Annotated in this window: 25 protein-coding genes; 20 read left to right on the top strand and 5 right to left on the bottom strand. The window is 29.0% G+C overall.

All coding sequences use genetic code 11. From position 1 onward, the window contains the following. Positions 1-22 precede the first annotated feature (22 nt). Positions 23-1,939: a DUF3604 domain-containing protein gene (locus ACQ3F0_RS09590; protein WP_428865012.1), complete on the top strand. Its 1,917-nt coding sequence runs from the start codon at positions 23-25 to the stop codon at positions 1,937-1,939. Positions 1,940-2,044: 105 nt separating this feature from the next. Here ACQ3F0_RS09590 and ACQ3F0_RS09595 read toward each other — a convergent pair whose 3' ends face one another. Then, positions 2,045-2,191 (bottom strand): helix-turn-helix domain-containing protein, encoded by a 147-nt coding sequence (locus ACQ3F0_RS09595; RefSeq protein WP_428865013.1) that lies wholly within the window; start codon positions 2,189-2,191, stop codon positions 2,045-2,047. Beyond that, a complete protein-coding gene (locus ACQ3F0_RS09600) occupies positions 2,163-2,447 on the bottom strand; it encodes a helix-turn-helix domain-containing protein (RefSeq protein WP_428865174.1) in 285 nt (94 codons plus the stop codon). Before ACQ3F0_RS09600 ends, ACQ3F0_RS09595 begins: the two co-directional genes overlap by 29 nt. Here ACQ3F0_RS09600 and ACQ3F0_RS09605 point away from each other — a divergent pair. From ACQ3F0_RS09605 to ACQ3F0_RS09615, 3 genes are all read left to right on the top strand, one after another. Then, positions 2,344-2,661 carry a hypothetical protein gene (locus ACQ3F0_RS09605; protein WP_428865181.1) on the top strand — a complete coding sequence of 106 codons (318 nt, stop codon included), beginning with the start codon at positions 2,344-2,346 and terminating at the stop codon, positions 2,659-2,661. The two genes, ACQ3F0_RS09600 and ACQ3F0_RS09605, sit on opposite strands and share 104 nt — an antisense overlap. Positions 2,662-2,814: 153 nt before the next feature. After that, positions 2,815-3,456, top strand: coding sequence for a TetR/AcrR family transcriptional regulator (locus tag ACQ3F0_RS09610; RefSeq protein WP_428865014.1), 642 nt, complete (start codon positions 2,815-2,817; stop codon positions 3,454-3,456). Positions 3,457-3,501: 45 nt separating this feature from the next. Next, positions 3,502-3,783, top strand: coding sequence for a hypothetical protein (locus tag ACQ3F0_RS09615; protein ID WP_428865015.1), 282 nt, complete (start codon positions 3,502-3,504; stop codon positions 3,781-3,783). Positions 3,784-3,873: 90 nt separating this feature from the next. Here the strand turns inward: ACQ3F0_RS09615 and ACQ3F0_RS09620 are convergent, their stop codons facing one another. Beyond that, complete coding sequence (locus ACQ3F0_RS09620; RefSeq protein ID WP_428865016.1) at positions 3,874-4,056, bottom strand: hypothetical protein; 183 nt, start codon at positions 4,054-4,056, stop codon at positions 3,874-3,876. 230 nt (positions 4,057-4,286) lie between these two features. Between ACQ3F0_RS09620 and ACQ3F0_RS09625 the strand changes: the two genes are divergently transcribed. Next, the gene (locus ACQ3F0_RS09625; RefSeq protein ID WP_428865017.1) at positions 4,287-4,592 is read left to right on the top strand and encodes a cupin domain-containing protein; all 306 of its coding nucleotides are present in this window, start codon (positions 4,287-4,289) and stop codon (positions 4,590-4,592) included. A gap of 92 nt (positions 4,593-4,684) precedes the next feature. Then, positions 4,685-5,629, top strand: coding sequence for an MYG1 family protein (locus ACQ3F0_RS09630; protein WP_428865018.1), 945 nt, complete (start codon positions 4,685-4,687; stop codon positions 5,627-5,629). Between the two features lie 77 nt (positions 5,630-5,706). On the opposite strand, the gene ACQ3F0_RS09635 is transcribed toward ACQ3F0_RS09630, so the two are convergent. Beyond that, on the bottom strand, positions 5,707-6,366 hold the full coding sequence (locus ACQ3F0_RS09635; protein ID WP_428865019.1) for a cytidylate kinase-like family protein: 660 nt from the start codon (positions 6,364-6,366) through the stop codon (positions 5,707-5,709). A 128-nt stretch (positions 6,367-6,494) separates the two neighbouring features. Continuing rightward, a complete protein-coding gene (locus ACQ3F0_RS09640; protein WP_428865020.1) occupies positions 6,495-7,313 on the bottom strand; it encodes a hypothetical protein in 819 nt (272 codons plus the stop codon). A gap of 437 nt (positions 7,314-7,750) precedes the next feature. On the opposite strand from ACQ3F0_RS09640, the gene ACQ3F0_RS09645 reads away from it, so the two are divergent. The 14 genes from ACQ3F0_RS09645 (at position 7,751) to ACQ3F0_RS09710 (ending at position 25,145) form a co-directional block, all read left to right on the top strand. Beyond that, complete coding sequence (locus ACQ3F0_RS09645; RefSeq protein ID WP_428865021.1) at positions 7,751-9,550, top strand: glycerophosphoryl diester phosphodiesterase membrane domain-containing protein; 1,800 nt, start codon at positions 7,751-7,753, stop codon at positions 9,548-9,550. A gap of 50 nt (positions 9,551-9,600) precedes the next feature. Continuing rightward, positions 9,601-11,307 carry an ATP-binding protein gene (locus tag ACQ3F0_RS09650; protein WP_428865022.1) on the top strand — a complete coding sequence of 569 codons (1,707 nt, stop codon included), beginning with the start codon at positions 9,601-9,603 and terminating at the stop codon, positions 11,305-11,307. A gap of 188 nt (positions 11,308-11,495) precedes the next feature. Further along, positions 11,496-13,502, top strand: a complete 2,007-nt coding sequence (locus tag ACQ3F0_RS09655; RefSeq protein WP_428865023.1) for a sensor domain-containing diguanylate cyclase — start codon at positions 11,496-11,498, stop codon at positions 13,500-13,502. A 41-nt stretch (positions 13,503-13,543) separates the two neighbouring features. Next, positions 13,544-14,560, top strand: coding sequence for a GGDEF domain-containing protein (locus ACQ3F0_RS09660; RefSeq protein ID WP_428865024.1), 1,017 nt, complete (start codon positions 13,544-13,546; stop codon positions 14,558-14,560). Between the two features lie 434 nt (positions 14,561-14,994). Beyond that, a complete protein-coding gene (locus ACQ3F0_RS09665; RefSeq protein WP_428865025.1) occupies positions 14,995-15,480 on the top strand; it encodes a hypothetical protein in 486 nt (161 codons plus the stop codon). Between the two features lie 198 nt (positions 15,481-15,678). After that, positions 15,679-16,149, top strand: coding sequence for a C-GCAxxG-C-C family protein (locus ACQ3F0_RS09670; RefSeq protein ID WP_428865026.1), 471 nt, complete (start codon positions 15,679-15,681; stop codon positions 16,147-16,149). A 295-nt stretch (positions 16,150-16,444) separates the two neighbouring features. After that, a complete protein-coding gene (locus ACQ3F0_RS09675; RefSeq protein WP_428865027.1) occupies positions 16,445-18,466 on the top strand; it encodes a BglG family transcription antiterminator in 2,022 nt (673 codons plus the stop codon). A 44-nt stretch (positions 18,467-18,510) separates the two neighbouring features. Beyond that, positions 18,511-18,810, top strand: a complete 300-nt coding sequence (locus ACQ3F0_RS09680) for a PTS sugar transporter subunit IIB (protein ID WP_428865028.1) — start codon at positions 18,511-18,513, stop codon at positions 18,808-18,810. 176 nt (positions 18,811-18,986) lie between these two features. Beyond that, a complete protein-coding gene (ulaA, locus tag ACQ3F0_RS09685) occupies positions 18,987-20,294 on the top strand; it encodes a PTS ascorbate transporter subunit IIC (protein ID WP_428865029.1) in 1,308 nt (435 codons plus the stop codon). 71 nt (positions 20,295-20,365) lie between these two features. Next, complete coding sequence (locus ACQ3F0_RS09690; protein ID WP_428865030.1) at positions 20,366-21,214, top strand: sugar phosphate isomerase/epimerase family protein; 849 nt, start codon at positions 20,366-20,368, stop codon at positions 21,212-21,214. After that, positions 21,215-21,850, top strand: coding sequence for a dihydroxyacetone kinase subunit DhaL (gene dhaL / locus ACQ3F0_RS09695; protein WP_428865031.1), 636 nt, complete (start codon positions 21,215-21,217; stop codon positions 21,848-21,850). It abuts the gene before it with no gap. Positions 21,851-21,898: 48 nt separating this feature from the next. Beyond that, positions 21,899-22,897, top strand: coding sequence for a dihydroxyacetone kinase subunit DhaK (locus tag ACQ3F0_RS09700; protein ID WP_428865032.1), 999 nt, complete (start codon positions 21,899-21,901; stop codon positions 22,895-22,897). Between the two features lie 26 nt (positions 22,898-22,923). Continuing rightward, positions 22,924-23,775: a class II fructose-bisphosphate aldolase gene (locus ACQ3F0_RS09705; protein ID WP_428865033.1), complete on the top strand. Its 852-nt coding sequence runs from the start codon at positions 22,924-22,926 to the stop codon at positions 23,773-23,775. A 32-nt stretch (positions 23,776-23,807) separates the two neighbouring features. Continuing rightward, on the top strand, positions 23,808-25,145 hold the full coding sequence (locus ACQ3F0_RS09710; protein WP_428865034.1) for an L-fucose/L-arabinose isomerase family protein: 1,338 nt from the start codon (positions 23,808-23,810) through the stop codon (positions 25,143-25,145). Positions 25,146-25,154 lie beyond the last annotated feature (9 nt).

A 25,154-nucleotide genomic window follows, 5' to 3' on the forward strand; every position in this document is an offset into this window, starting at 1 on the left:
ATCAAAACTGGAGGAGAATTGAATGAGCAAAAAACAGCTGAATTTTTATGGTGACATTCATGTTGATTCAAAATCTAAGATAGAAGTTGATGGGGAATTGGAATGGGTAATAACTTATGTTGCTGGTGCAAAAGGTATAAAAAAAGGTGGTTCTATAAAAGTTATTTTGCCTGCTTTTCAACATCAAAGGTCAGAAGAATATGTACAAGTATATGATTATTGGAAATCAAATTTTTTATATGCATATTGTGAAGATGAAAATTTAAAAATAACAACAGAGGCTAATAAAATTGAAACTAATTTTTCGCATATCAAAAGATGGCCGGATAGTACTCGGGTGGCTTTAATTATTGTAGAAGAAGAAATCAAAGAAGGTACAAAGATTTTTATACACTATGGCGGAATTAGTAGAGCATGGATGGATAGATGTGCTCCACCTACTAGAGTGGGACATAATTCTCATAAGAAAAAAGGAACATTCCTTAACTATAAAGTATTTGTGGATATAGAAGGGAATAAAGAGTACAAAGAATTAAATGGATTTGAACCTATTGAAGTTATACCAGGAAAAGAAAAAATTATAACAACTATAACACCAAATTTAATAAGTGTAGGCGAGAGATTTGAAATAAAAATTTTTGTTAAAGATAAATTTAATAATCCTATTTTTGATTATGATACATCAGATATAGAGATTAGTATAAAGGATCTCAAAAACAATGGTGTTGTTATTAATGAGGGACAAGTTAAAAATGGTATATACTTATTAGAATTAAATGAAGAGGGAATATTTGAAGTAGATGTTAAAGTGGATGATGAGTTATTTGTAGAAAAGTCTATAATTCTATGTAAAAATTCACCTTATAACATTTATTGGGGAGATTTGCACAGCCATTCCAATTTGACAGCTAATATAAAAGATAACAATGGGGGAGCTTCTCCAGAAGATGCATATACTTATGCAAAAGATGTAGCTAATATTGATTTTATGGGCTTATCTGAACAGACTTTTGAATTTAATGAAGATAAGAGTTTGAATATAACAAAAGAAATGTGGAAGTTAATTGGGGAAAAAGCTGATATTAATTATAAAGAAGGTAAGTTTGTTGCATTTCCTGGGTTTGAATTTCATAGTAAAAGAGGAGATACAGTAGTATTATTTTCTGACTCCTTAAGTAAATTCTCTTACCCAGAAGAATGGGTTAAAGATATACCTGATGTATGGGAATATTATGGTGATAAAGAATATTTAACAATACCTCATCTCCATCGTTATTGTGGTGGTAGAAAATCAAAGGATGACCAAGATTCAAAAAATAATGGTTTCAATTATGATAATTGGGAAAAAAATAATGAAAATATAGAAAGACTAGGAGAAATTTTTTCAAGTCAATGGGGAAGATTCGAAAATGAAAATCATCCTATGTTATTAAAAGCAAAATCTAATATACCAGGTAATACGATAGTTGACTTTTTAAATAAGGGTAGAAAATGGGGAATTACTGCAAGTAGTGATGATCATGATGCTATGCCGGGTCATGGAGGAGTTACAGCAGTTTATGCAAAAGAATTAACAAGAAAAGGAGTATATGAAGCTTTATATAACAGAAAATCATATGCTTCTACCCATCCAAGAATGATAATGTATTTTAATATTAATGAATCTTTTATGGGGGAAGAAGTATATTATAAAGGTAAAACTTTTACAGAACCACGACGTATTAAATGTACTTTAGCTGCACCAAAGCAAATAAAGTCAGTTGAAATTATTTGTAATGGAGAAGTTATGTATTCTACTAAATGTGATAAACAATGGACAGAAATAGAATTTATTGATGATAGCGTAATAAGTAAAGATACTTATTATTATATTAGAATGAAACAAATAGATGAACATATGGCATGGTCAAGTCCTATATGGTTTAGTTCGTTAAATTAATAAGTAATTATAGTTTATGTAAAAATATTAAAGATAGTATAAATCAAAGGAACTGCCCAGTGGGCAGTTTTTGTTGTATAACCATCTTATAGGTATATATTATTTCTAGTCATTATCATGGTAATTATAACTATAAAACATTTGTTTATAATGGGATGGAGATATTCCTTCATATTTCTTAAAGCATTTACTGAAATAAAACAAATCATTAAACCCTACTTTTTCATATATATCTGATACGGGGGTTCCCATCTTTAAGTAATTCTTCTGCCTTATGAATCCTAATTTCAAGTAAATAGGTTATTGGAGATTTACCAGTTACAGATTTAAAAATACTACCTAAATAAGACGGGCTTATTTTGATTGAGTCAGCAAGATTAGATAGAGTAAGTGGTTTAGCATAATTGTCGGATAATGCCCTTGAACCTGCTAGTCTTGTGGGGATTCCACTTGCAATAGCTAGTTGGTGTAGATATTTAATGGGAGTAGATGATGAAGGTAAGGAAATAACTTTAAGTCCAGACCCAATGATAGATATTCTTAAGAAAACAATGGATAAGATAAACATGAGAGATACTACTGCAGACCTTAATGATATTCTATCTAATGAAGAAATCTTTGGTATCAATCTGTATGAGATAGGTCTAGAAGATAAGTTTGAAAGCATGTTTGTTAAGATGATAAAAGGACAAGGTGCGGTTAGAAGGACTATTGAAGAGTAGCTTGGATAAATCGAAACCTTTTAAACAATTGAAAAGATATGAAACTGCCTAAATGAGGGCAGTTTTGTTGATTTCAGTAAAAATTCTTGACAAATTTTTTATAAATTGCTAATATTAAAACATACCAAACTAATGTATGAAAGAAGGAGTCAAATGGCTAGAAATAAATATCCAGAAATAACAGTAAATCGTATCTTAGATATTTCACTTAAATTATTTTTAGAAAAAGGTTATGAGAAGACGACGATTCAAGATATAGTTGATAATTTAGGAGATCTTAGTAAAGGAGCAATCTATCATCATTTTAAATCAAAAGAAGAAATCATTGATGCTGTTACTTTGAGAATGTACCAAGATAGCAATTCATTTGATAAAATAAAAGATGATAGATCATTGAATGGATTACAAAAAATAAAAGAAATTTTTAGTCAATCTATATCAAATAAAGAACAACAAAAGTTTTATCGGTCATCACCAACATTGATGAAAAATCCAAAATTTTTATCAAGACAGCTCAATCAAGCTGTATCAAGATATGCACCTTTATTGAAGGAAGTAATTGAAGAGGGCATGAAAGATGGTTCTATAAATGCCACTTATCCAAAAGAACTGTCCGAAGTTGTAATGCTTTTATTAAATATTTGGTTAAATCCATCTGTATTTGTTGTTAGTAAAGAACAATTTATTGAAAAGATAAATTTTCTAAAAAAACTATTTGATGGTATGGGCTTGCCTGTAATTGATGATGACATTATAGAGGCACTTAATGATTTTCATGATTTTACACTTGTATAGAGTCTTATTTTTTCAAAATTTTAAGAAAATTATTTGGAGGTCTTTATGAAAAAATATAATGGAAAGTTAACTGAAGCAACAAAAAAAATTTCACAAGAAACTTTAAGCAAATCAATGTGCACTGTAGAAAAATTAACTCATCCTTCAAAAAAAGTATCATGCATTGGATCAGTAATTGGTGGGAGTGTAGGTATTGGGCTTATTCTTGTTGGTACAACTGGATTGTTATTGGGACGTGGTTTATTAGGAATAGGGTCTGTAATAGCTGGTGTCAGTACAGTCGCGTCTAATGCAGTAAATATTAAAAAAAATACTGGAGTGAAATAAAAAATTCTGAAAAGCCTTCATGTACAATTTTAGCAACTGACTTACACATTGCTTTTGAATCTTCAGCTTAGAATATATTTCTACCCATATCTACTCCTGAAGCACCGGAAGAATTGCATCTTCAATATTAACACCGATAATTTTATGGCTCATATCATCATTTAGAACACCCCAATCGATGTCATTCATTCCTTTAACGTAAAAACTTTCTTGGGAGTAGGGGATATCCACATTATAATCTTTTGCTAATTTATTACCTATATTATCTGCCATTTAATTTCCTCCTTCATTTATAATTAATAATTTTCATTATTCAAACCCAGCAGATTTGAGACAAACATTACATAAGTTTATCTATATATAGTGCTGGGTTTAGTATTAAAATTTTTTAGAAATCATAATCATCTATATTATCCTTAGTAAATACAACACGTTCTGGAAGTAACACAATACCAGAATCATCTGCAGTATAAGAATATTCTTGGATAGAGTTTGCTTCTACTTTGAGTGATCCTATACCAGGAACATCAATTGAATCGCCAACTTTAAATGTATTTCCAGCTGCTTTGGGAGCGGCTATTTGTGCAGGAGTTTTATGTTTAAGATTAATGAAAATGAACGAGAATTTTTTTATTCTTGAGGGCGAACTTGAATTTGAAGTTGATGGTAAAATTGTTGTTTGTAAGAAAGGTGATTTTATACATGTGGCGCCAGGGGAAGCTCATTATTTGAAGAATACTACAGATAGTGTGGCGAAAGCTGCTTTTGCTCTTTCACCTTATCAACAAAAGGATAAAGTTGATATATAATACAACGGAAAATTTAAAGTATATTTTATTTCTTAGAAATGTTACAATTGAAATTGCTTAAAATATAGAGGGAAAAGGTAGTTGATATAGAATTGAATAAAGAGTTTAAGAGAATAGGAACACATGATGGGAAATTTCATGCAGATGAAGTTATGGCAACAGCTATTCTAAATGAGATTTTCATAACAGAATTGACAAGGACAAGAAATAAAGAAATATTGAATGGATTAGATATAGTTTATGATGTCAATGGTGGAGAATTAGACCATCATGGTATTGACAAAGAACTTAGAGAAGATGAAATACCATTTTCATCCTGTGGACTTGTATGGAAGAAGTTTGGAAGAGATGTAATACGATTTAAAAATGAAGCCTTAAATGAAGAGGAAATTGATGATATTTTTAATTTTGTTGATAGAAGCTTAATTGAAGGAATAGATGCTTTGGATAATGGTATATGGATAGATAAACCTACAATTCCTTTGATGAATGTATCCTCGATTTTATCAGGATTTAATCCATTATGGTATGAAGAAAATAATGAAAACGAGCATTTTAATAAAGCAGTTGAATTTGCAACATCAATTTTAAATAACAAAATAAACTTTAAAATGTCTGTGCTTAAAGCTAAAGGAAAAGTAATTAAAGCATATGAAGCTAGGGAAATGCCAGAAGTTTTGATATTGGATACATATTGTCCATATATAGAAGCACTTAAGGAAGTTGATAAAAATGATGAAATATTATTTGTAATTTTCAAATCAAAAACTAATTATCTTCTACAAACTATACGAGGAAAAGATGGGGAGGACAAGAAAAAACTTCCTGAAATTTGGCGTGGTAAAAGAGATGAAGAACTTGCAAATGTAACTGGAGTTAGTGATGCAGTATTCTGCCATACTGGAAGATTTATTGCTGCAGCTGTTTCATTAGAAGGAACCAAAAAATTAGCACAAATTGCAATTAATGAGCCTTATGAAAATGAAAATAAAATAGATAAAATTAAGAAAATTATACGAAAATTATTTGGAAAATAGAGTCCTTTTAAAATAATATTGAAAAATTCTGAAAGCTCAAAATTGAGCTTTCAGAATTTTTATCAAAGGAGTGTAATTTAAATATATATTCCATTTCTAGTACGAATATATGCCAAAATAATATCTTTTGCTGCTTCAAGTCCTAGAACACCTGTATCAATGCAGAGGTCATATTGCAGTGCATCTGTCATATCATGTTTGGTATAAGTATGCACGTATTTCTCACGTTCTTTGTCAGTAGACTCTATTATTTTCAAAGCTTCCTCTTCTGAAATTTTGTATGCTTCTTGAACACGTTTCCGACGAAAATCTTTATTTGCATATAATAATATACTGATATGATTTGGATGGTCTTTTAATAAATAATTTCCACCTCGTCCTAAAATAACTGCTGATTGCTTTTGTGCAACATCTAAAATTATGCCTGCTTCTGTTTTATAAACTTCTTTACTAGTAGGAGTATAGTTGCCGATAGGAACAACTACAAATGGGTATAAGTACAAATGGGGTTTTTTATAATCCAAATAAGAGGATAGTATATCAAACCAATTGTAATTTCTTTTTTCAAGAGCTTCCACTTTTTCGCTATCAATGTTTAGTTTTTCAGAGGTCATTTTTATAATTTCTCGATCAAGATATAAAAACTTTAATTCAGAAGCTAGTTTTTCACCTAAATATGATCCCCCGGAACCAAGCTGACGACTAATTGTTATTACTAATGGTGAGTTATTTTTCATAATCTAAACCTCCCTCTATTTAGTTCACAAGTTACATTTGGCAGTTTTCAGTTAAAAAAAATGTAATCGTCTACAGTTTAATTATATGCTTAAATAATAATTAATACAAGGATATACTAATTTCATGATTAATATGATCTAATAAAATTAAAAAACTTCTTAAGGAGTAATTTCTTTTCCTCATCTGTCATAGTATTTATGGTTTCTGTTATTTCCTCAATAATCTTATTGCTGATATTAGTATTAGCGTATTTTTTTAGTAAATTAGAAATTTCTTTTTTTGCAATTTTTCCTACTATACTGTTGTCTAAAGATTTATCTATATATTTAGATAATGCTGTGCATAAAAGTTCCATTGGTGGATCTAAATAAATATTTAAGTTATTATTTTCTAGAGAAATATCGTTAATATTTACGAAGTATAAAACAGTTTCATTTGTTATTTCTGATAAATCTACTACAAATTTTCCATTATCATTAATATAAGATGTTTTAATATCTAGCTTGTCTAAAAACGACAATACCTTCTTTTGTGAGATTGGAATTCTTCCTAAGTAAAAATTTTTAGGCTTCACAATTAAATCATTTTCTACAAGAGTCAGGGAAGCTACCCCTCTAAATCCTACTTTAAAAATACCATATTCTAAGTTCACATAGAGATTTACTAAATCGCCTTTTATATCCAAATCTACACCTGTAATATAATCTAGTGACTCATTCTCGCTTTGTGCTAAATTTTCTTTTAATAAATTAGTTAGATCATCATCAGTTAAAGAAATATTATCATCAAATTCTAGTAATTCTCTAATGGCTTTTTTATTTAAATCTAAAGAAGTGTATTGAAGATTTAGTGTTTTAGTTGGTCTTATTAGATATATAATACAAATAGGTATGAACAAAATAAGTAAAAGTAGAGTAATTACAATTATTTTAATTTTCTTTTTCATGAAAACGCCCCCTATGTCAATAATTTTATTTTCTATCAAATAACCCTTTAACAAATACTATGTCAAAATGTTTGCTTTTAATATCCTTATGAGGCATAAAACTGCAAAAATCAATATCATGCTTAATTAATTCGGAGTTAGATACTTTTAATCTAGCTTCGTAAAAAAGTTTATTAATATAATCCTTACTAAAATACTTAAAGTAAAAGGGAGAATCATAACTTACGTTATATAAATCATAAATATTGTTTGTAAAGGATGTTTATACTTTACATCTATAATATCGCATTAATGTGTACTTGACTACACACTTTTACTAGAATGGATAAAAAAATACACTTGACATATATGGGACTGCTTAATGTATGATAAGTGTGAGTTGCTTTTTGAATAAGGTAATATCATTTAAATAAATCAAGAAAATTAGGAGAGAAATAATGAAAGAGTTATATAGAGAATATAAAGATAATATAAAAATCCTGTTGATGAACATAAGAAGATTTGTTAAATATCAAATTTGTACGAAAATTATCCTATCAATCATACTTATTCCATTTTTAACCTTTATATCAGGTATACTAATGAGAAGTAGAGGGTACGATTATTTAACTAATGGTCTTATTCAAAAATTTTTACTTTCCCCTCAAGGAGGTATTTTAATTTTAATAGGTCTTATTTTTGGATTATTGGTAATACTAATTGAGCTTGGAGGACTATTAGTTATTAGTTACCAGAGCATATTGGGGTATAAAGAAAGTAGTTTTCAAAGCATAGTTAAATATTGTGTTTGCAAAATGAAATATTTATTTGGAATTGATGGTTTATTTATAGTGTGCTATTTGTTTTTAATCGCACCTTTTTTAAATAATGATTTAAAAACAAGTGTCCTCCAGAACTTAAAAATACCTGGATTTATTATGGATGTGATAAATTCAAAATTATCTTACCAAGTTTACTTAGCCTTAGTTTTTATTATATTTTTTATTCTTTCAATTAGATGGATGTTTTCTTTGAATATACTAATACAAAACAATAAAAGAGTAAAGCGTCCATTAAAAGAAAGTTCAAAGATGGTAAAAAATAATTTTGGTTATATAGTAAAATATACTCTTCTAATGGGTGTATTCAACATAATAATTGTTGGAATAGGGATATTAATCTATTTAGTTTTTTCAATTATTTTGATATTTATTCTGCAGAGTATTTCAATAGAAATAATTATTTTAATCTTGATTGGATTTGGATTTGTAATATTCACAGCTATTTCTTTTATATTTACTCCATTCCAAATGATTTTACTAACGAAAATGTACCTGCATATTTCTAAGGAAAAAGAAGAGCTTAAATTGAAATATAAGATTAAAGATCACTTTATAGACAAGCTAATGAAAAATAAATATATATTAAGTATAGTTCTAGTTATAAGCATTATTTTTTCAACACTATATATGTATGTTGTAGTTGATGAAATGGAAAACACTAAATATTCAGTAAAAATAACTGCACACAGAGGAAGTTCTACTGATGCTCCCGAAAACACATTAGCTGCAATTGATTCGGCTATCAAAAATGGAGCTGATTATGCGGAGATAGATGTGCAGCAAACAAAAGATGGAAAGCTTGTCCTACTTCATGATAAAAGTTTTAAAAGAACAACTGGTGTTGATAAAAATGTATGGGAATTAAATCTTAGTGACATAAAAAAATTAGACGCAGGTTATCTGTTTGATGGAAAATTTAAAGGAGAGAAGGTACCAACTTTGGAAGAGGTTATAGATTATTCTAAGGGTAAAATTCTCTTAAATATTGAACTCAAAATAAATGAAACAGATACAACATTAATTGAAGATGTTGTGAAGTTAATAGAAGAAAAGAAATTAATTTCCCAATGTGTTGTTTCTTCTCTAGATTATAAAGCACTAGAAGAAGTTGAACGACTCCAACCAAAAATAAAGACGGGATATATTATGTTTGCTGCATTTGGAGATCTAGAAAAATTAAATCTAGATTTTTACAGTGTGGAAGAAACTAATATAAATGAAGAGTTTGTGATTAATGCTCATAGAATCGGTAGAGAAGTACATGTATGGACTATAAATACAACTGAAAGTATGGAAAGTATATTAGAGTATGGTGTTGATAATATTATTACTGATAATGTGGCGACTTTAAAAGAATTGATTGATGAGAAGAAAGAGGATGCAAAGGATATAATGTTTAACAATCCCATTGGTTAGGATATAATAGAGATATGATTAAAATAGTTTAGTAGAGGGATGGTACTTTGATGAGTAAGAAGTTACCTTATGGAATTAGTAATTATAAGACTTTAGTAGAAGATAATTATATATTTGTAGATAAAACAAAACATATAGAAGTGTTAGAAAATTTGCATGCTCCATTTATATTTTTTTTAAGACCAAGAAGGTTTGGCAAAAGTTTATTTACTTCTGTTTTAGAAAATTATTATGATATAAATACAAAAGATGATTTTTATAAGTTATTTGGAGATACTTATATAGGTAAAAATACTACAAAAGAAAAGAACAACTACTATGTACTTAAGTTCAATTTTTCTAAGTTAGATACTGATTCAAAAAAAAGTTTAGAAGAAAGTTTTTTAAGAACAATAAATAATTCCTTTAAGGAGTTTGGTAATAAGTATAATATAGAATTAAATTATAATAATAAAGGATTTCCAGCATCTGTTTTCGAAGATTTTTTAGGAGACATAACATATAAAATTGATAAACCTTTGTATGTTATTATTGATGAATATGATCATTTTGCTAATGAATTATTAAGTTTTAAAACAGATATGTTTTCTGAAATAATAAGCAAAACTGGGTTTGTTAGAAAATGGTATGAAGTGCTTAAAATAGGAACTGAAAGTATAATAAAAAGAATATTTGCCACAGGGGTAAGTCCTATAACATTAGATAGTTTAACTTCAGGGTTTAATATTGCTAGTGATATAACAAGAGATCTTAGATTTAACGAAATGATGGGATTTAATGAAGAAGAAGTAAGAGCATTAATATTAAATACATCTAAAAAGACTTTGGAAAAAGAAAAATTAGATGATTTGGTTAAGGAGCTTAGACTAAATTATAATGGATATTTATTTTCTGAAAGTGCAGAAACAAGGCTGTTCAATAGTGATATGATTTTATATTATTTGAAGAATTATCAAGATTTTGGCAAGGGTCCAAGAGAGCTAATAGATAAAAATATTGCTAGTGATTATGGTAAGCTTGGATACATATTTGAATTAAAAGATAAAAATAAGAACATGAAAGTATTAGATAAAGTATTACAGGGTGAAGAAATAATAACAGCTATAACTAGTCAGTTTAGCATGGAAAAAGATTTTGAAGAGGATGATTTTAAATCTTTATTGTTTTATTTAGGAATGCTCACTATAAAAAGAGAAGATTTAGGGGATGTAGTATTAACAGTACCTAATAATGTAATAAGGGAATTATATTTTGATTATTTTGGCAAGAAACTTAAAGAAGATATGGAATATGAGTTAAATACTACGGATATTAGGAATTCTATAAAATCTATAGCACAAAAAGCTGATAATTCTGAGTTAATACAGATTGTTGAGAAAACCTTAAATAAACTATCTAATAAAGATTATATAAAGTTTGATGAAAAATATGTAAAATTAATTTTTTTAACATATTGCTTTTTAAGTAAAATATATTTAGTAAAATCAGAATATGAAGTAGAAAACGGGTATATTGATATAGCACTTTTAAAGCAAGTGAATGTTGAGCCAGCATACTTTGCGATTTTTGAATTAAAATATATTTCTAAAAAGGAATATGAAGATAAGGGATCGCTAATAGTTAAAGAAAAATTAGATGAAGCAATAATTCAACTCCAAAAGTATAAAAATTCATACGAACTTAATAATATAGAAAATTTAAAAAAGTGGGCTATTGTATTTGTAGGAGATAAGTGTGTTGTTAATAAAGAAATTTAAAGAAAAATATATGGAAAACTTAGAAAGTGAAAACTGCTGACTTGCAGTTTTTTTATTTACATATATTACCCATCAAAGCACAACATGAATTGACAATATGTGATAAAATTAAACTTATATAGTATTTTAAGTTAATAATTAAAAACTATAAGAAGTTCAATTTCTCAAGAGCAATGAGGGGTGTTTATGTGAGAATTAAAAAAATGTCAATAAAGTATTCATACATATTAATAACTCTTTTTATCATTATTCCAATGCTTTCTTTTATTGCATTTAATTACTATGAATTAAAAAAAACACATATTATAGACGAAGCTTATAAAAATTTAGAATTATCAGAAAATACAATAGTAAATACAATTGAAAATACTGAAAAAAACTATGAATTAGTTGCAAGATATTACGAACCTTTAATGCAAGAGGCGCTGGTAGAATTTCAAGAAGCTTATGAAAACATTGATATGAATGCGGAAAAGGTTAATCTAGAAGATTTAAAATCTACTTATAGTAACTTGATGGATTTTTATATAATAGATGAAAATGGTATAATTATCTATTCAACTTTAAAAGCTGCATTAGGAATCGATTTTAGTGAGTTTACAGATTTTTTTCATAGACTAACAGATATTAGACTTAATGATTCGATAACTATATCTAAGGTAACTACAGATTTAGTAACAAAAGAATTGAGAAAATGGGGTTATCTATCTTCTTCTGATCATAAATACGTTCTTGAAGTTGGAATTAACTCATCAGAGTTAAATAAATATATAGAAAAACTAGATTATCGATCAATAGAAGAAGATATATTAAAGAATAATTCTTTTATAAAGAGTGTCAATGTATATGATCAGCGTCATTATAACTTAGGGTATAATAAAGTTGCCAAAGATGGTAGGTTAGTATCAATTATTGATAAAGTATTTCAAAATAGAAGTAATAAAACTATATTTGATAAAAATGGACATCCTTCAATAAAGTATATATTAGTAGATTCTTTACCATACTTACTAGATGATGCTCAAAAGGTTATTGAGATAAAATATGATTTTAGTAGTGTAATTTTAGAATTAAAAAAGATTAAGAAGAGTGCATTGATAAAAATTAGTTTATATATTGTTTTTAGCATATTATTTATCTACTTTATAACTACTAGATTTATTACAAAGCCTATTATTACACTTTCTAGAATTGTAAATGAAATAACGCCTACTAATTTAAATTTTGATTATGTATATAATTCAGATAATGAGATTGGAATATTAGTGAAATCTTTTAGGAAGATGACAAATGTATTGGACAGTACTTTAGTTTCAAACGATTATCTAAAAACTGTATTAGATTCATTTGGTGATTTTTTGGCTATTTTAGATACGGATTTTTATATACTAAGAGTGAATGATACTCTTTTAGAATACCTTAAATGTGATCCAAATAAAATTATTGGTAAATCCATTGAAGACTTGTTCCTTGATTCTATAGATAAGGTATATTACAAGGAAATATTAGAAAATCATGGAATTATACAAAATATTGAACAAGTAATAATGAACGATGAGGGTGAACATGTTTTGGTTTTGACAACTATTAGTGTCATAGAAAATAAATCACAAGATATAGTAGGATATATTTTAAATTCAACAAATATTACAAATATAAAAGAAAACTTAATAAAGATAGAAGCATTAAACAAAAAACTTAAAACCCGTGAAAAGCTATTATTAGAAGAAACATCTAAAGACTTTTTGACAAAAGCATATAATAGAAGCTTTTCTATGAAAAAGCTTAGAGATTTATCCGCAAATAAAGTTCCTTATTCAATTATTATGTGTGATATTGATTTCTTCAAAAAAATAAATGATACTTATGGTCATGTAGTAGGAGATAAGGTTTTAATAGAATCAGTTAAGGTGATGAAATCTGTGGTAAGTAATAATGACTATGTTTGTCGCTATGGTGGAGAGGAATTCTTAATTATAGTTACAGATAATAATTCAAAAACAGTAGTGAGTATGGCTAAAAAACTTAGAATAGCTATAGAAAACCATAAATTTACCGATGGAATAAGAATAACTATTAGTTGTGGTGTTGGGGTGAATAATCTAAAAGACCATAGCAGTGAGGGTCTTATTAAATCTGCTGATGAAAATCTTTATAAAGCTAAAAATAATGGTAGAAATAGGGTTGAGTTTTGATTTAATAAATCAAGTTTATTAAAAAATGTAAGGAGTATAGTGTGAATAATAATATGGACAAGATTAGAAAAATTCATTTTCATGTACGTATAATAGGAATTATATTAGCATTATCATTAGTAAGTATATCTGACTATCAAAAACATATCATCCTTTTGGCTGGTATAGGGTTTTTATATGCAATTATAGCTTTTATTGCTGTCCTTGATATCTTTCCAAATAAACTAAACATGGATTATAATATGATATATTTAGATGTGGCTTTACTTTCTATTGCTATAGCTGTTCGTGGGGGAATTCGTAGTGATTTTTATCTTGGATATATAATAATATTTAGCTATGTACTTCTATGTATGAAGTGGAAGGATTTATTGATATTAACATGCTGGACGGTTATATGTTATTCCATTGTTATTATTTGGACAAGTAGTAACTTAGAACACGATTTAAGGCGTCTAATTATTAGATTAGGTATGATATTGGCGATTTCTTTATTATTGCAAAACTATGCTAGGATACTTTTTAAATCCGAAGTAAGGAGAAAATCTGCTATGGAAGCTTCAATATTTGATGAACTTACAGGACTTTATAATCGTAGAGCATTAAAAATGGCAGAAAAATTTCTTCTAGAGGAAAATGATAAAGCTTATATTGTCTTAATAGATTTAGATAATTTTAAAAAAGTGAATGATGAATATGGACATATTAATGGAGATGAGGTTCTAAAAGTTATATCTGATATTATAAAAAGAAGAATAAAATCAACTGAATATGGAATCCGATATGGAGGAGAAGAGCTTATCATTATATCTTTTGCTTCTTCTAAAAATATTCTTAAGCATAAATTACAATTAATTCAAAATGATTTAAAAGAACACCATTTTTCTTGGCTAGAGAGTGAAAAGAGAATTACCTTTACTGCTGGAGTTGTTTTATGGAAGAAGAATGAAGCAGTAGAGCAAGTAATAGAAAATGCTGATAAAGCTCTTTACATGGGTAAAGAAAATGGCAAGGATCAAATAATTTTTATATCAGATACTGAAAATTGTCAACTATAAATTGTTTGATAAAGGATGTGTAGTTTTGATGAAAAGAGTATTAACAAAAACTGAAAAGGAATATATCTCAAGGATTCATGCTGCAGGATTCCTCAGATATAACCATGAACTTTCTATCACCGAAATTGCTTATAAATTGGGATTTTCAAGTTCAGCCATATTCGCACGTTCCTTCAATCGAATGTATGGTTGAAATAATGTTCTTTTGCTGATGCAAAAGGAATCTTTTTATCTTTTATTTAGTTAAAAGCTTTCGCTTGCGAAAGGTATCCACAACTTGTCACTTATCACTTGTAACTTGTCACTATAAATTGCGAACTTGTTTGCAATTTATAACTTCACAAAATAAAATTAAAGTTAGTATTGGAAAATTTACTATTATAAGATAAAATATAGGTGCCGAGTAAGCTAAAATCACAAAATGGAGGGCTTTTATGAATATTATGAAAGAAAAACTTTGGAGAGTACCAGTAGTGTCAGTTATAACGGGAGTTACTATTGCAATTATTACACATGTCAGTACTTTTTTTATTGTAAAAGGGACATCAGAATTTACTATTGAAATGGGAAATACTATAATGACAGTTCGTCTTATACTATCATTAGTATTATTTTTAGGAACAGGGGTAATGTGTTTTAAAGATATGAATAAAAAAGAAATTGCTAAATCGGCAGCTATAGTAAGTATATATTATGTGGTGGTATTTGCTTTAGAACAAGTATTTCAAGCAGTGGGGCTCTATTCTCTTATGATGATTGTAGAATTAGGGCTATTTGTTCCACTAGAAATATATAGTGGGGTTTTATCAGTTTTGATGAAAGCAACTAATATCAATGTTTATTTACTTATGGTACCGATGTTTTTTCTTCCTTTCTTATATGTGTTATTTGGTAAGCAAAGATATAAATATTATTTTTAAATATAATATAACATTATTTTACTTACAGCACTTTAAGAAAAATTCCAAAGAACTAAATAAATTAAGAGCTAAAGTAAAGGAAAGTTGGGATTTGGTATTTGACTTGGTTAGATATGATGAATATGTAAATGGTGATATAATATTATTAAGTGTTAAAAATCAAGCTAACTATAAAGTATCTAAAACGGAGTGAAACAAATGAAAAATAAAAATGAAGAACTAATAAATGAAGCAGTAGAATTAGCAAGAAAATACTATAGAGAAGGTACGTATCTTTGTTCAGAAGCAGTGTTAGCTGCGGTTAATGAAGTTTTGCAATGCGGAATGCCTCAAGAATATGTAAGTTTAACGTCTGGGTTTCCTGTAGGCATGGGTGGAGCAGGCTGTACTTGTGGAGCAATTTCAGGAGGTCAATGTGCACTAGGATTAGTTTTTGGAAGAAAGAAACCTGGTGGAAGTAATAGAAAAGTAATGAAATTGTCAAAAGAGCTTCATGACAAATTTAGACAAGAAAATGGAAGTGCCTGTTGTAGGGTGTTGATTAGAGATTATGATTTTGGTTCAAAAGAGCATAAAGAAAGATGTACAAGAGTCACCGGAGATACCTGCCAAATAGTTATGGAACTAATCTTAGAAAATAAGGGCATTCTATCAAAGGTATTTAAATAATTTAAAGATATAATATGAAAAAGGGCTTAATTAATTTAGCCCTTTTTTTATTTCATATATATTGGTTAATCCACAAAAAGTAATTTAGTTGAACTTCAACCACAATATGAATTGTCAGAAATCTTTAATCTGACGTAGTAATGGTTTCACAAAAAAGTGAAATGATTTAAACTGGTAAAAGCAGAAATATAATGTTAAGTTATAACTAAGAAGGAAAGAGTAAATAATATAAACATCTTAGGGTACGTATACTAATCTATATTAGTAAAATATATGAAGGATAGGAGGAGACTCATTGTTTTGTTTAAACTCAAGACAAATCAGTATTGTTGAGTTACTTATAAATAGTTATGAACCTATTAAATATAATGATGTATCTATAGAATATGGAGTTAGCACTAGAACAATAAGATATGACTTTGAACTAATTGAAAGCTGGTTAAACGAAAATAAAACAACATTAATGAAAGTGCCCAAAAAAGGTGTAATAATTAAGACACAAAATGATCGGCATATTTTATTAGAAAAATTAAAATTTTTATCTATTGAAAATAGAGTTTTATCTGACAAAGAAAGAGTTAAGTATTTAATTCTGGAATTTTTGATCAGCTGTAAACCTTTAACAATTGAAGAACTTAGCAAGAAACTATTTCTAAGCAGAAATACTATAATGAAAATTCTAAAAGATACAAAGAAATTTTTAAATGAGTTCAAAATAAAATTATCTAAAAGTACAAAAGGTGGATTTTATATTGAAGGCAGTGAAAAAAGAATTCGTAGGTTATTATTAAAAATATTTTTAGATATAGTAGATTATGAAAATCTAGCAAAGTTATTAAGAGAAGAGCAAACACTTGATGAAATCAATGAAATAGTGCTTAACTATAGCTCATACATTCATATAGAAGAAATGAAGAAAGTTGCAGAATACTTAGCTTATGTAGAAAAAATCAACAATTATTACTTAACTGATTTTGATTTAATAAAGCTGGTGTTATATTCAGAAATACTAATTAGAAGAACTGAAAATGGTAATATTATTGAGAAAAAATCTGATTCAATGTTTGGAACTTTAGAATATGAAATGTCTATTGAACTTATTAATAAAATAACATCATTCAGTAGAGTTGTAGTAACCATGGGTGAAATAAATGAAATGGCAAAATACATTATTGAATCTAAATCCTATAATTCAATAAATGATTTAAAAAAAATCAATGTAACTGAATTAGCAGATGAGAAGATAGTAGAATGTGCAACTAAAGTGATTGATGAAGTTGAAAAAATTATTAATATTAAAATTAAGCACGATGTACAATTATTCAATGGTCTTGTACTTCATTTAAAGAGTGCAATGGCAAGGATATATAATGATAATCAGATTCAAAATAAATATCTAGATGAAATAAAGACAAACTATCCCTTTGTATTCCAAGTAGTAAGTGAAGTTATTGAAAACATGGACTACATATTTGAGAAAAGAGTAAGTGAAGATGAAATTGCTTACATTGCACTTCATATACGTGCAGCCCATGAAAGAGTAAAAGAAGAATCTACTAAATTAAAAGCATTGATTATTTGTCCAGAGGGGATATCGTTTTTGAGCCTTATATCAACAAAAATCAAAAAAGAGTTTCCAGATTTAAATCTGGTTGAAACATGCTCTGTATATGATTATCAAACATTCAAGAAAGATATAAATTTTGTAATCTCAACAACGAAAATGAATATAAAAGATACAGATGTAATTGAAATCAGTCCTTTCATAAACAATGATGACATCTATAAAATCAATCAACTAATGATTCAACTAAACAAATTTAGACTTATATATAAATACAATTGCGAAAAGGAAGGAGTGAAAATGCTTATGCTTAAAGACATTCTAAAGAAAGAATCCATAAGACTTAAAGTAGAAGCGAATAATTGGGAGGAAGCTGTTGAAGCGGCAGGGGGCATATTAGTATCACAAAAGAAAGTAAAACAAGGGTATGTTGACAGTATGATAGGAGCTATAAAAGATTTAGGACCTTATATTGTTATTATGCCAGGGGTTGCTTTTGCTCATGCTAGACCTGATGAAACAGTACTAGAAACTTGTATGAGTATGATAACGCTTACTAAACCAGTAGAATTTGGAAGTAAACACAATGATCCAGTAAAATTGGTTTTTGCATTTGCAGCTAATACAGGAGAAGCACACTTACAAGCTCTACAAGATTTAGCACAGTTTTTATCATCAGAGAAAAATCTTAAATTATTATTAGATTCTGAAGATTGTGATGAAATTTATGACAAGATTATTGGAGAAGAATAAAATATAGTTTAAACAGAATATTAAAAAATTCAGGAGGTATTATCATGGCTAAAAGATTAAGAATACTAGCAGTTTGCGGTTTTGGAGTGGGAACAAGTTTGATTTTAAGGATGAATATTGAAAATGTTTTAAAGAAAAATGGTGTGAATGCAGAAGTTACCAATTCAGATATCACTACAGCTTCATCTGTGCCAACAGATATGATTTTTACATCAGCTGAGCTCTATGATCAACTTTTAGAAAAGGTAAATGTTCCTTTAGTTAAAATTAATAATTTTATGAACAATAGTGAAATTGAAGAAAAAGGGATGCCTGTTATTGAAGAATTAACTAAGAATAAATAGTTAAACGGAAACATTTCTATTAAAAAATGCCAATGAAAAATTGATTTTGGAGGGTCCTTCTATATAGGTAGATTAATTTCATGATTTTACTTATATAGAAAATGGATACCTTTAGGATAAAGCTTCCAATAATTCGTAGAAATGGGAGTAAATACAAAAACGTGGGAGGTCATTTTATGTCATTTATTAGCTACTTAACAAACAATATTTTCAAGCAACCACCAATTCTTTTAGGTGTAATTGCAATGGTAGGATTATTGATTCAAGGAAAGAGTATTAGTGACGTAATAAAAGGAACTTTTAAGACAATTATTGGAGTAATTGCTTTATTTAAAGGTGTTGGGATTATTGCTGCATCACTTTCACCACTTGCAAGTGCATTTTCAACTTTATACTCTGTTCCAGAAGCAAATCAATTTGATCCTGCTGCTTGGGTAAATTTTATAGGTGATTATGGTAGTCAAATAGGTATCGTTATTATTTTAGCTTTTATAATCAACTTAATAGTTGCAAGATTCACACCTATAAAGAACATATTCTTAACAGGGCACATTTTCTTCTGGATGTCTTATATCTTTATAGCTGGTGGAGTAGAGGGTGGCTTAACTGGTACAACTCTAATAGTATTTGCTACAGTTTTACTTTCAATTTACATTATTGTGGTTCCTGCACTTATGAGACCATTAGTTAAAAAAGTTACAGGAAGTGATCAATTTACAATTGGACATACTACTTCTATCTTTTGTTTTATAGGAGCAGGTGTTGGTAAATTAGTTGGAAACAAAGACAAAACTACTGAAGATATTGAAGTTCCTGCTTATTTAGATTTCATTAAGGACACTACAATTTCAACTTCATTAATATTATTTATTACTTATATAATTGTTGGGTTAATAATAGGGGCAGAAGCAAGACTAGATGTGTTTGGTGGAGCTTTAGGAAGTATTGCAACTATTGGTGGTATGCAATATGATTTATTCTCATTCAGTTTAATGGCTGGATTGACATTTGGAGCAGGTCTTACAATTTTACTTACAGGAGTTCGTTTAATGCTTGCAGAAATTATCCCTGCATTCAAAGGTATTTCAGATAAATTGATACCGAATGCTATTCCTGCATTAGATGTTCCAATGGTATTCCCTTATGCACCAAATGCATTGATAATTGGTTTCTTAGTAAGTATGGTTACAAGTATATTGACTATAGTTGTAATGGCTTCAACAGGTACAATGACTTATGCAGTAATTCCTTTAACAGTAGCATGTTTCTTCGATGTAGCACCAGCTGCAATTTTTGCAAATGCTTATGGTGGACGTAGAGGTGCAATAATTGCAAGTGCAGTAAGTGGTATCGTAATGGTATTACTTGTAAATGCTGCAATGCCTGCTTTATTCAATACTGTTGCAGGATTTAATCAGGCATTTGGAGGAAATGACTTCTCTATATGGGGTATAATTGGTTCATTCTTCGCTAAACTTTTTTAAAAAAATAAATAACCCAATATGACACACTATTCTGTGTGTCATATTTTTAAAAAAATATGAGGGGTGAGGATATGAAGTTTGGAATACATTTATCAACTTTTACAAAAGAGTGGTCAGAAGATGTTTTTAAATATCTAACTTTGGTAAAAAACTACGGGTATGATGGGGTTGAATTTCCATTGATGGCACCAGAAGAATTTGATGTGAAGAAAGCTAAGAAATTGCTAAAAGAGAATGGATTAATATGTACCTGTGGTACAGGACTTAACCCTTCAATAGATATATCTTCAGCTGACTTACAAATTCGAAAAAATGGAATTGAGCATCTTAAAAAATGTATTGATATATGTAATGAGTTAGAAAGTGATGTTTTGGGTGGAGTTCTTTATGCACCATGGGGGCAATTTAAGACAAGAACCGAAGGAAAAGAAGATATAAAGAGAAGTTTAGAAGCATTAAACCAAATGGGAGAGTACGGGAAAAAAAGAGGTGTGGTACTTGCCTTAGAGATTTTGAATAGATATGAAACATATTTTTTAAATACAGTTAACGAAGGAAAAGAATATCTAAAAAGAATTAATAGTGAGCATGTAAAATTACATTTTGATACATTCCATTCCAATATTGAAGAAACAAATATGTATTCTGCTATTGTTGAAGGGAATAAAGATATACACCATATCCACTTTTGTGAAAATAATAGAGGCATCCCTGGCACAGGAAGCATTGATTGGAAAAAAGTAAAACAGTCCCTTAATTATATAGGTTATGATAGGTGGATTACAATTGAAAATTTCGTTATGCCTAATTGCGGTGTAGGCAAAGACGTATATATATGGAGAAATATTCAGCAAGATGGAAATACTGCTGCAAGAGAAGGTATTAAGTTTATGAGAAAATTATTTGGGGAGGTAAAGTAAATGTTCACACCAATGGAAGTAAAAGAATTGCTAATAAATATTGCAGAAATGTATATAGCGAAAAAAGAAGAACTATCAAAATATGATGCAATCATTGGAGATGGGGATCATGGCATAACAATGGCTAGAGGGGCAAAAGCTGCTAAAGCAAAACTAGAGACCATGGAAGAGGGGACATGTAGAGATTATTTCAAAGCATATGGAAGAACTTTGGTTTCAACTATGGGGGGAGCTATGGGTCCATTATTTGGCTCAATATTCTTAGAATTATCTAAAGCATGTAAAGGAAAAGATAATTTTGATTTAGCTGAGTTATGTGAAGGAATTACAAATGCAGAGTATAAAATATGTGATTTAGGTGGGGCAAAAGTAGGAGATAAAACTATGGTTGATTCTATACATCCTACAGTTTTAGCCTTACAAAATGGAAAAGATTCAGATATGACTTTAAAAGAAGCTTTAGAGAGTGCAGTTAAGGCTGCAGATGATGGAGTGAAAGCTACGATTCCACTAAGAGCAAGAATGGGTCGTTCAAAATATTTACAGGAAAAATCTATAGGACATCAAGATGCAGGGGCTACATCTTTTTATTATTTAATTAAGAAGATAGATGAATATGCAAATATAGATAAATAAAATTAATATACAGAGTGTGAATTAAGACATATAGGAAGGATGATAAAAATGAAATTGAAAAAATTTATTAATGATCCAGAAGAATTAGTTGAAGATACAATTGAAGGATTTGTTAAGGCATTTAGTGATAAAATTGTTAAACTTCCTAACAGTAATGTAGTTATGAAGAAAAACGTTGACACAGGTAAAGTAGCTGTAATAATCGGAAATGGGTCAGGTCATGAACCTGCATGCATAGGTTTTGTAGGAGAAAATATGTTGACAGCTAATGTTTATGGTGGAATTTTTGCTGCGCCAGGACCAGATTCTTTATATGACGCAATAGAAGCAACGGATAAAGGCGCTGGGGTATGTGTATTAATCTCAAATCATGCAGGAGATGTGATGAATTCAAAGATGGCTATAGACATGGCACAGGATGATGATTTTAATTGTGAAGGTGTTATTTTATATGATGATATCGCGTCTGCACCAAAAGAAGAACCAAAGGAAAGACGAGGTACAGCAGGAACTCTATTTAACTATAAAATTGTTGGTTCTTATGCAAATGAAGGACATAATTTAGAGGCAGTTGTGGAAATGGCGAAAAAGGTTAGAGACAATACAAGAACCTTAACAGTTGCAACTTTACCAGGAACTTCACCAATAACTGGATATCAAATGTTTGAAATTGAGGATGACGAGATAGAAATTGGTATGGGAGTCCATGGAGAAGCTGCTGCACATACAATGAAAATCTCAACTGCAAGAGAAATTGCAGAGGTTATGTGTGAACAATTGATCCAAGATAAACCATATGTAAATGGGGATGAAGTTGCAGTCTTGGTTAATGGATGTGGACAGACTACGTATATGGAATTGTTGATTTTCTATAATGAAGTAGAAAGAATTCTTAAAGAAAAAGGTATTACAGCTTATAAACCTGCTATTGGTAGCTATATAACTACCCAAGAAATGGGTGGAATAGCACTTGCATTTTGCAAATTAGAGGGAGAAATGAAAGAAATGTGGGCTAAGGAAACTGATGCACCTGGATTTAAAATTTAGCTAAAATTCAAGAAGTAGGTGAATATATGAATTTAGTACGGATGAAAGAACTTCTTCAATATGCAGAGAAAAGTAAAAAAGGTATTGCAGCTATTAATGTTAGTAATATGGAAACTATTAAAGCTGTAATGGAAGCAGCTTCAATTGCAAATTTTCCAGTTATACTTCAAGTTGCCCCTATTCAATTAGAAATTCAAAAAATTACTTATGAGGAAATAGCTGAAATAGTGAAAATTCTTGGAAAAAAATATGATATAAAAGCTTCACTTCACTTAGATCATGCAGAAACAGTAGAAGAATGTAAAGAAGCAATTGATGCAGGCTTTACTTCAGTTATGTATGATGGTTCAAAGGTATCTTTAGAGGAAAATATGAAGAATTCTAAGGAAGTTGTTCTTTATGCAAAACCCAAAGAGATAACTGTTGAAGCAGAACTTGGAAGAGTAGCAGGGGCAGAAGGAGAATCTAATGATTCAATTAAAGCCTTGATGACAGACCCTTCAATAGCAGCACATTTTGTTAAAAGTACTGGAATTGATTGTCTTGCAGTATCCATAGGAAATGCTCATGGAGAATATAAATTTGAGCCAAAGCTTGATTTTGAAAGACTTAAAGCTATCTATAATGAAGCTAAAATTCCACTAGTATTACATGGGGGGACGGGTATTCCAGACAAAGATATAAAGAAAGCTATTGAACTAGGAATTAGAAAAATAAATTTTTATACAGAAATAGATTCGGAATTTGTGAAAGGTTTCATAGAGGCATACACAAATAACAATAAAATATATATGATGTCTGCTCAAGAAGAAGCAAGACAAAGAATGATAAAGAAAACTGTAAATAAAATAGAACTATGTAAGAGAATTAAGAGTTAAAAATTAACAATTGAGAATTAAGGAGGAATTTCATGAAGGTAGGATTATTATCTTTTGGTTTCCCAAATTTCAGATACGATATTGCAGAGGATAATCTAAAGATTACCATTGAAAAATTAAAAAGTGAAAAATATGAGCTTATTTATAGAGATAATATTTTGATAGAAGAAGAAAAAATCGAAAAAGCTTTACAGGAATTAAAGAATGAAAATATAGATTTATTGATTATACAATGCGGAACTTACTCTTTTGGAAGTGCAATGACAAAGGTTATAGAGCTATTTAGGGAAACACCACTATTATTATGGGGATTTAGAGAACCTTATATTCAAGGTTTCCGTGGATTACCACTGAATTCTTTATGTGGACTAAATATGTATGGAAGCTTTCTAAAAAAAGCAGAAAAAGAATATAGTTATGTTTATGGAAGCGTAGATGAAGAGATAGTTTATGAAAAAATCAATAGAACAATAAAAGCAATAGAAATCAAATCAAAACTTAAAAAAAGCAAATTCTGTGTAATTGGGGGAAGGGTTCCTGGATTTTATCTTTCAAATGCAGATGAGCTACGTTTGAGATTTGAAATAGGGCCTGAAATTAGATATTACTCAATTGCTAGTTTGTTAAATGATGTTAAAAACATTAGTGAAGAAAGAGTAAATAGTGAAGTTTTGAAAATGAAAAATGAAGTATCAGCAATTACAACTACTGATGAAATGCTTCAAAAGACAGCTAGGATTTATTTGGCTATAAAGGATTTCAAAGAAGAAAATAATATAGATGCATTTACTATAAAATGTTGGCCAGAATTCCAGTCACTTTATAACTGTAGTGTTTGTGGGGTTGTTGCTAGATTAAATAATGAAGGAATCATGACTTCTTGTGAAGGGGATATAACAGGCCTTACAACTATGTACATTCAATATTTAATAACTAGTGAGCCAAGCTTCTTTGCTGATTTTGTTAATGTTAATGAAGAAGGTATTGCAAAGATGTGGCATTGTGGACCAGCACCAATTTGTCTTGCAAAAGATAGTTGCACAACAAAATATATAGAACATCCTACTATTAAGAACGGAATGGGATTTGCTACTGAATTTAAAATGAAGCAAGGAGCTCTAACTGTATTAAAACTTAAAGAAGCAAAAGAAGGCTATCTTTTATTCATGGCAAAAGGTACTGGAATTGATGAAGATAGAGATTTATCAGGAAATCAAGCAGATATAAAATTCAAGTCATCTCCTGAAAAAGTTATAGATACTATTATGAATAACGGAATAGAACATCATTATGCTATTGTCTATGCTGATATTGAGAAAGAACTAACAGAAGTATGTAAGTGGACAGGTATAAAAATGCTTAAATGCTAGCAGGAGGAG

This window comes from Clostridium sediminicola (genome assembly GCF_050402865.1).
GTDB lineage: Bacteria > Bacillota > Clostridia > Clostridiales > Clostridiaceae > Clostridium_AF > Clostridium_AF sediminicola.

What these genes read in the sequence shown, in the direction of transcription:
- ACQ3F0_RS09590 (WP_428865012.1), top strand. Translation starts at nt 23, where the DNA reads ATGAGCAAAAAACAGCTGAATTTTTATGGTGACATTCATGTTGATTCA.
- ACQ3F0_RS09595 (WP_428865013.1), bottom strand. Translation starts at nt 2,191, where the DNA reads ATGGGAACCCCCGTATCAGATATATATGAAAAAGTAGGGTTTAATGAT.
- ACQ3F0_RS09610 (WP_428865014.1), top strand. Translation starts at nt 2,815, where the DNA reads ATGGCTAGAAATAAATATCCAGAAATAACAGTAAATCGTATCTTAGAT.
- ACQ3F0_RS09615 (WP_428865015.1), top strand. Translation starts at nt 3,502, where the DNA reads ATGAAAAAATATAATGGAAAGTTAACTGAAGCAACAAAAAAAATTTCA.
- ACQ3F0_RS09620 (WP_428865016.1), bottom strand. Translation starts at nt 4,056, where the DNA reads ATGGCAGATAATATAGGTAATAAATTAGCAAAAGATTATAATGTGGAT.
- ACQ3F0_RS09635 (WP_428865019.1), bottom strand. Translation starts at nt 6,366, where the DNA reads ATGAAAAATAACTCACCATTAGTAATAACAATTAGTCGTCAGCTTGGT.
- ACQ3F0_RS09640 (WP_428865020.1), bottom strand. Translation starts at nt 7,313, where the DNA reads ATGAAAAAGAAAATTAAAATAATTGTAATTACTCTACTTTTACTTATT.
- ACQ3F0_RS09645 (WP_428865021.1), top strand. Translation starts at nt 7,751, where the DNA reads ATGAAAGAGTTATATAGAGAATATAAAGATAATATAAAAATCCTGTTG.
- ACQ3F0_RS09650 (WP_428865022.1), top strand. Translation starts at nt 9,601, where the DNA reads ATGAGTAAGAAGTTACCTTATGGAATTAGTAATTATAAGACTTTAGTA.
- ACQ3F0_RS09665 (WP_428865025.1), top strand. Translation starts at nt 14,995, where the DNA reads ATGAATATTATGAAAGAAAAACTTTGGAGAGTACCAGTAGTGTCAGTT.
- ACQ3F0_RS09670 (WP_428865026.1), top strand. Translation starts at nt 15,679, where the DNA reads ATGAAAAATAAAAATGAAGAACTAATAAATGAAGCAGTAGAATTAGCA.
- ACQ3F0_RS09680 (WP_428865028.1), top strand. Translation starts at nt 18,511, where the DNA reads ATGGCTAAAAGATTAAGAATACTAGCAGTTTGCGGTTTTGGAGTGGGA.
- ulaA (WP_428865029.1), top strand. Translation starts at nt 18,987, where the DNA reads ATGTCATTTATTAGCTACTTAACAAACAATATTTTCAAGCAACCACCA.
- ACQ3F0_RS09690 (WP_428865030.1), top strand. Translation starts at nt 20,366, where the DNA reads ATGAAGTTTGGAATACATTTATCAACTTTTACAAAAGAGTGGTCAGAA.
- dhaL (WP_428865031.1), top strand. Translation starts at nt 21,215, where the DNA reads ATGTTCACACCAATGGAAGTAAAAGAATTGCTAATAAATATTGCAGAA.
- ACQ3F0_RS09700 (WP_428865032.1), top strand. Translation starts at nt 21,899, where the DNA reads ATGAAATTGAAAAAATTTATTAATGATCCAGAAGAATTAGTTGAAGAT.
- ACQ3F0_RS09705 (WP_428865033.1), top strand. Translation starts at nt 22,924, where the DNA reads ATGAATTTAGTACGGATGAAAGAACTTCTTCAATATGCAGAGAAAAGT.
- ACQ3F0_RS09710 (WP_428865034.1), top strand. Translation starts at nt 23,808, where the DNA reads ATGAAGGTAGGATTATTATCTTTTGGTTTCCCAAATTTCAGATACGAT.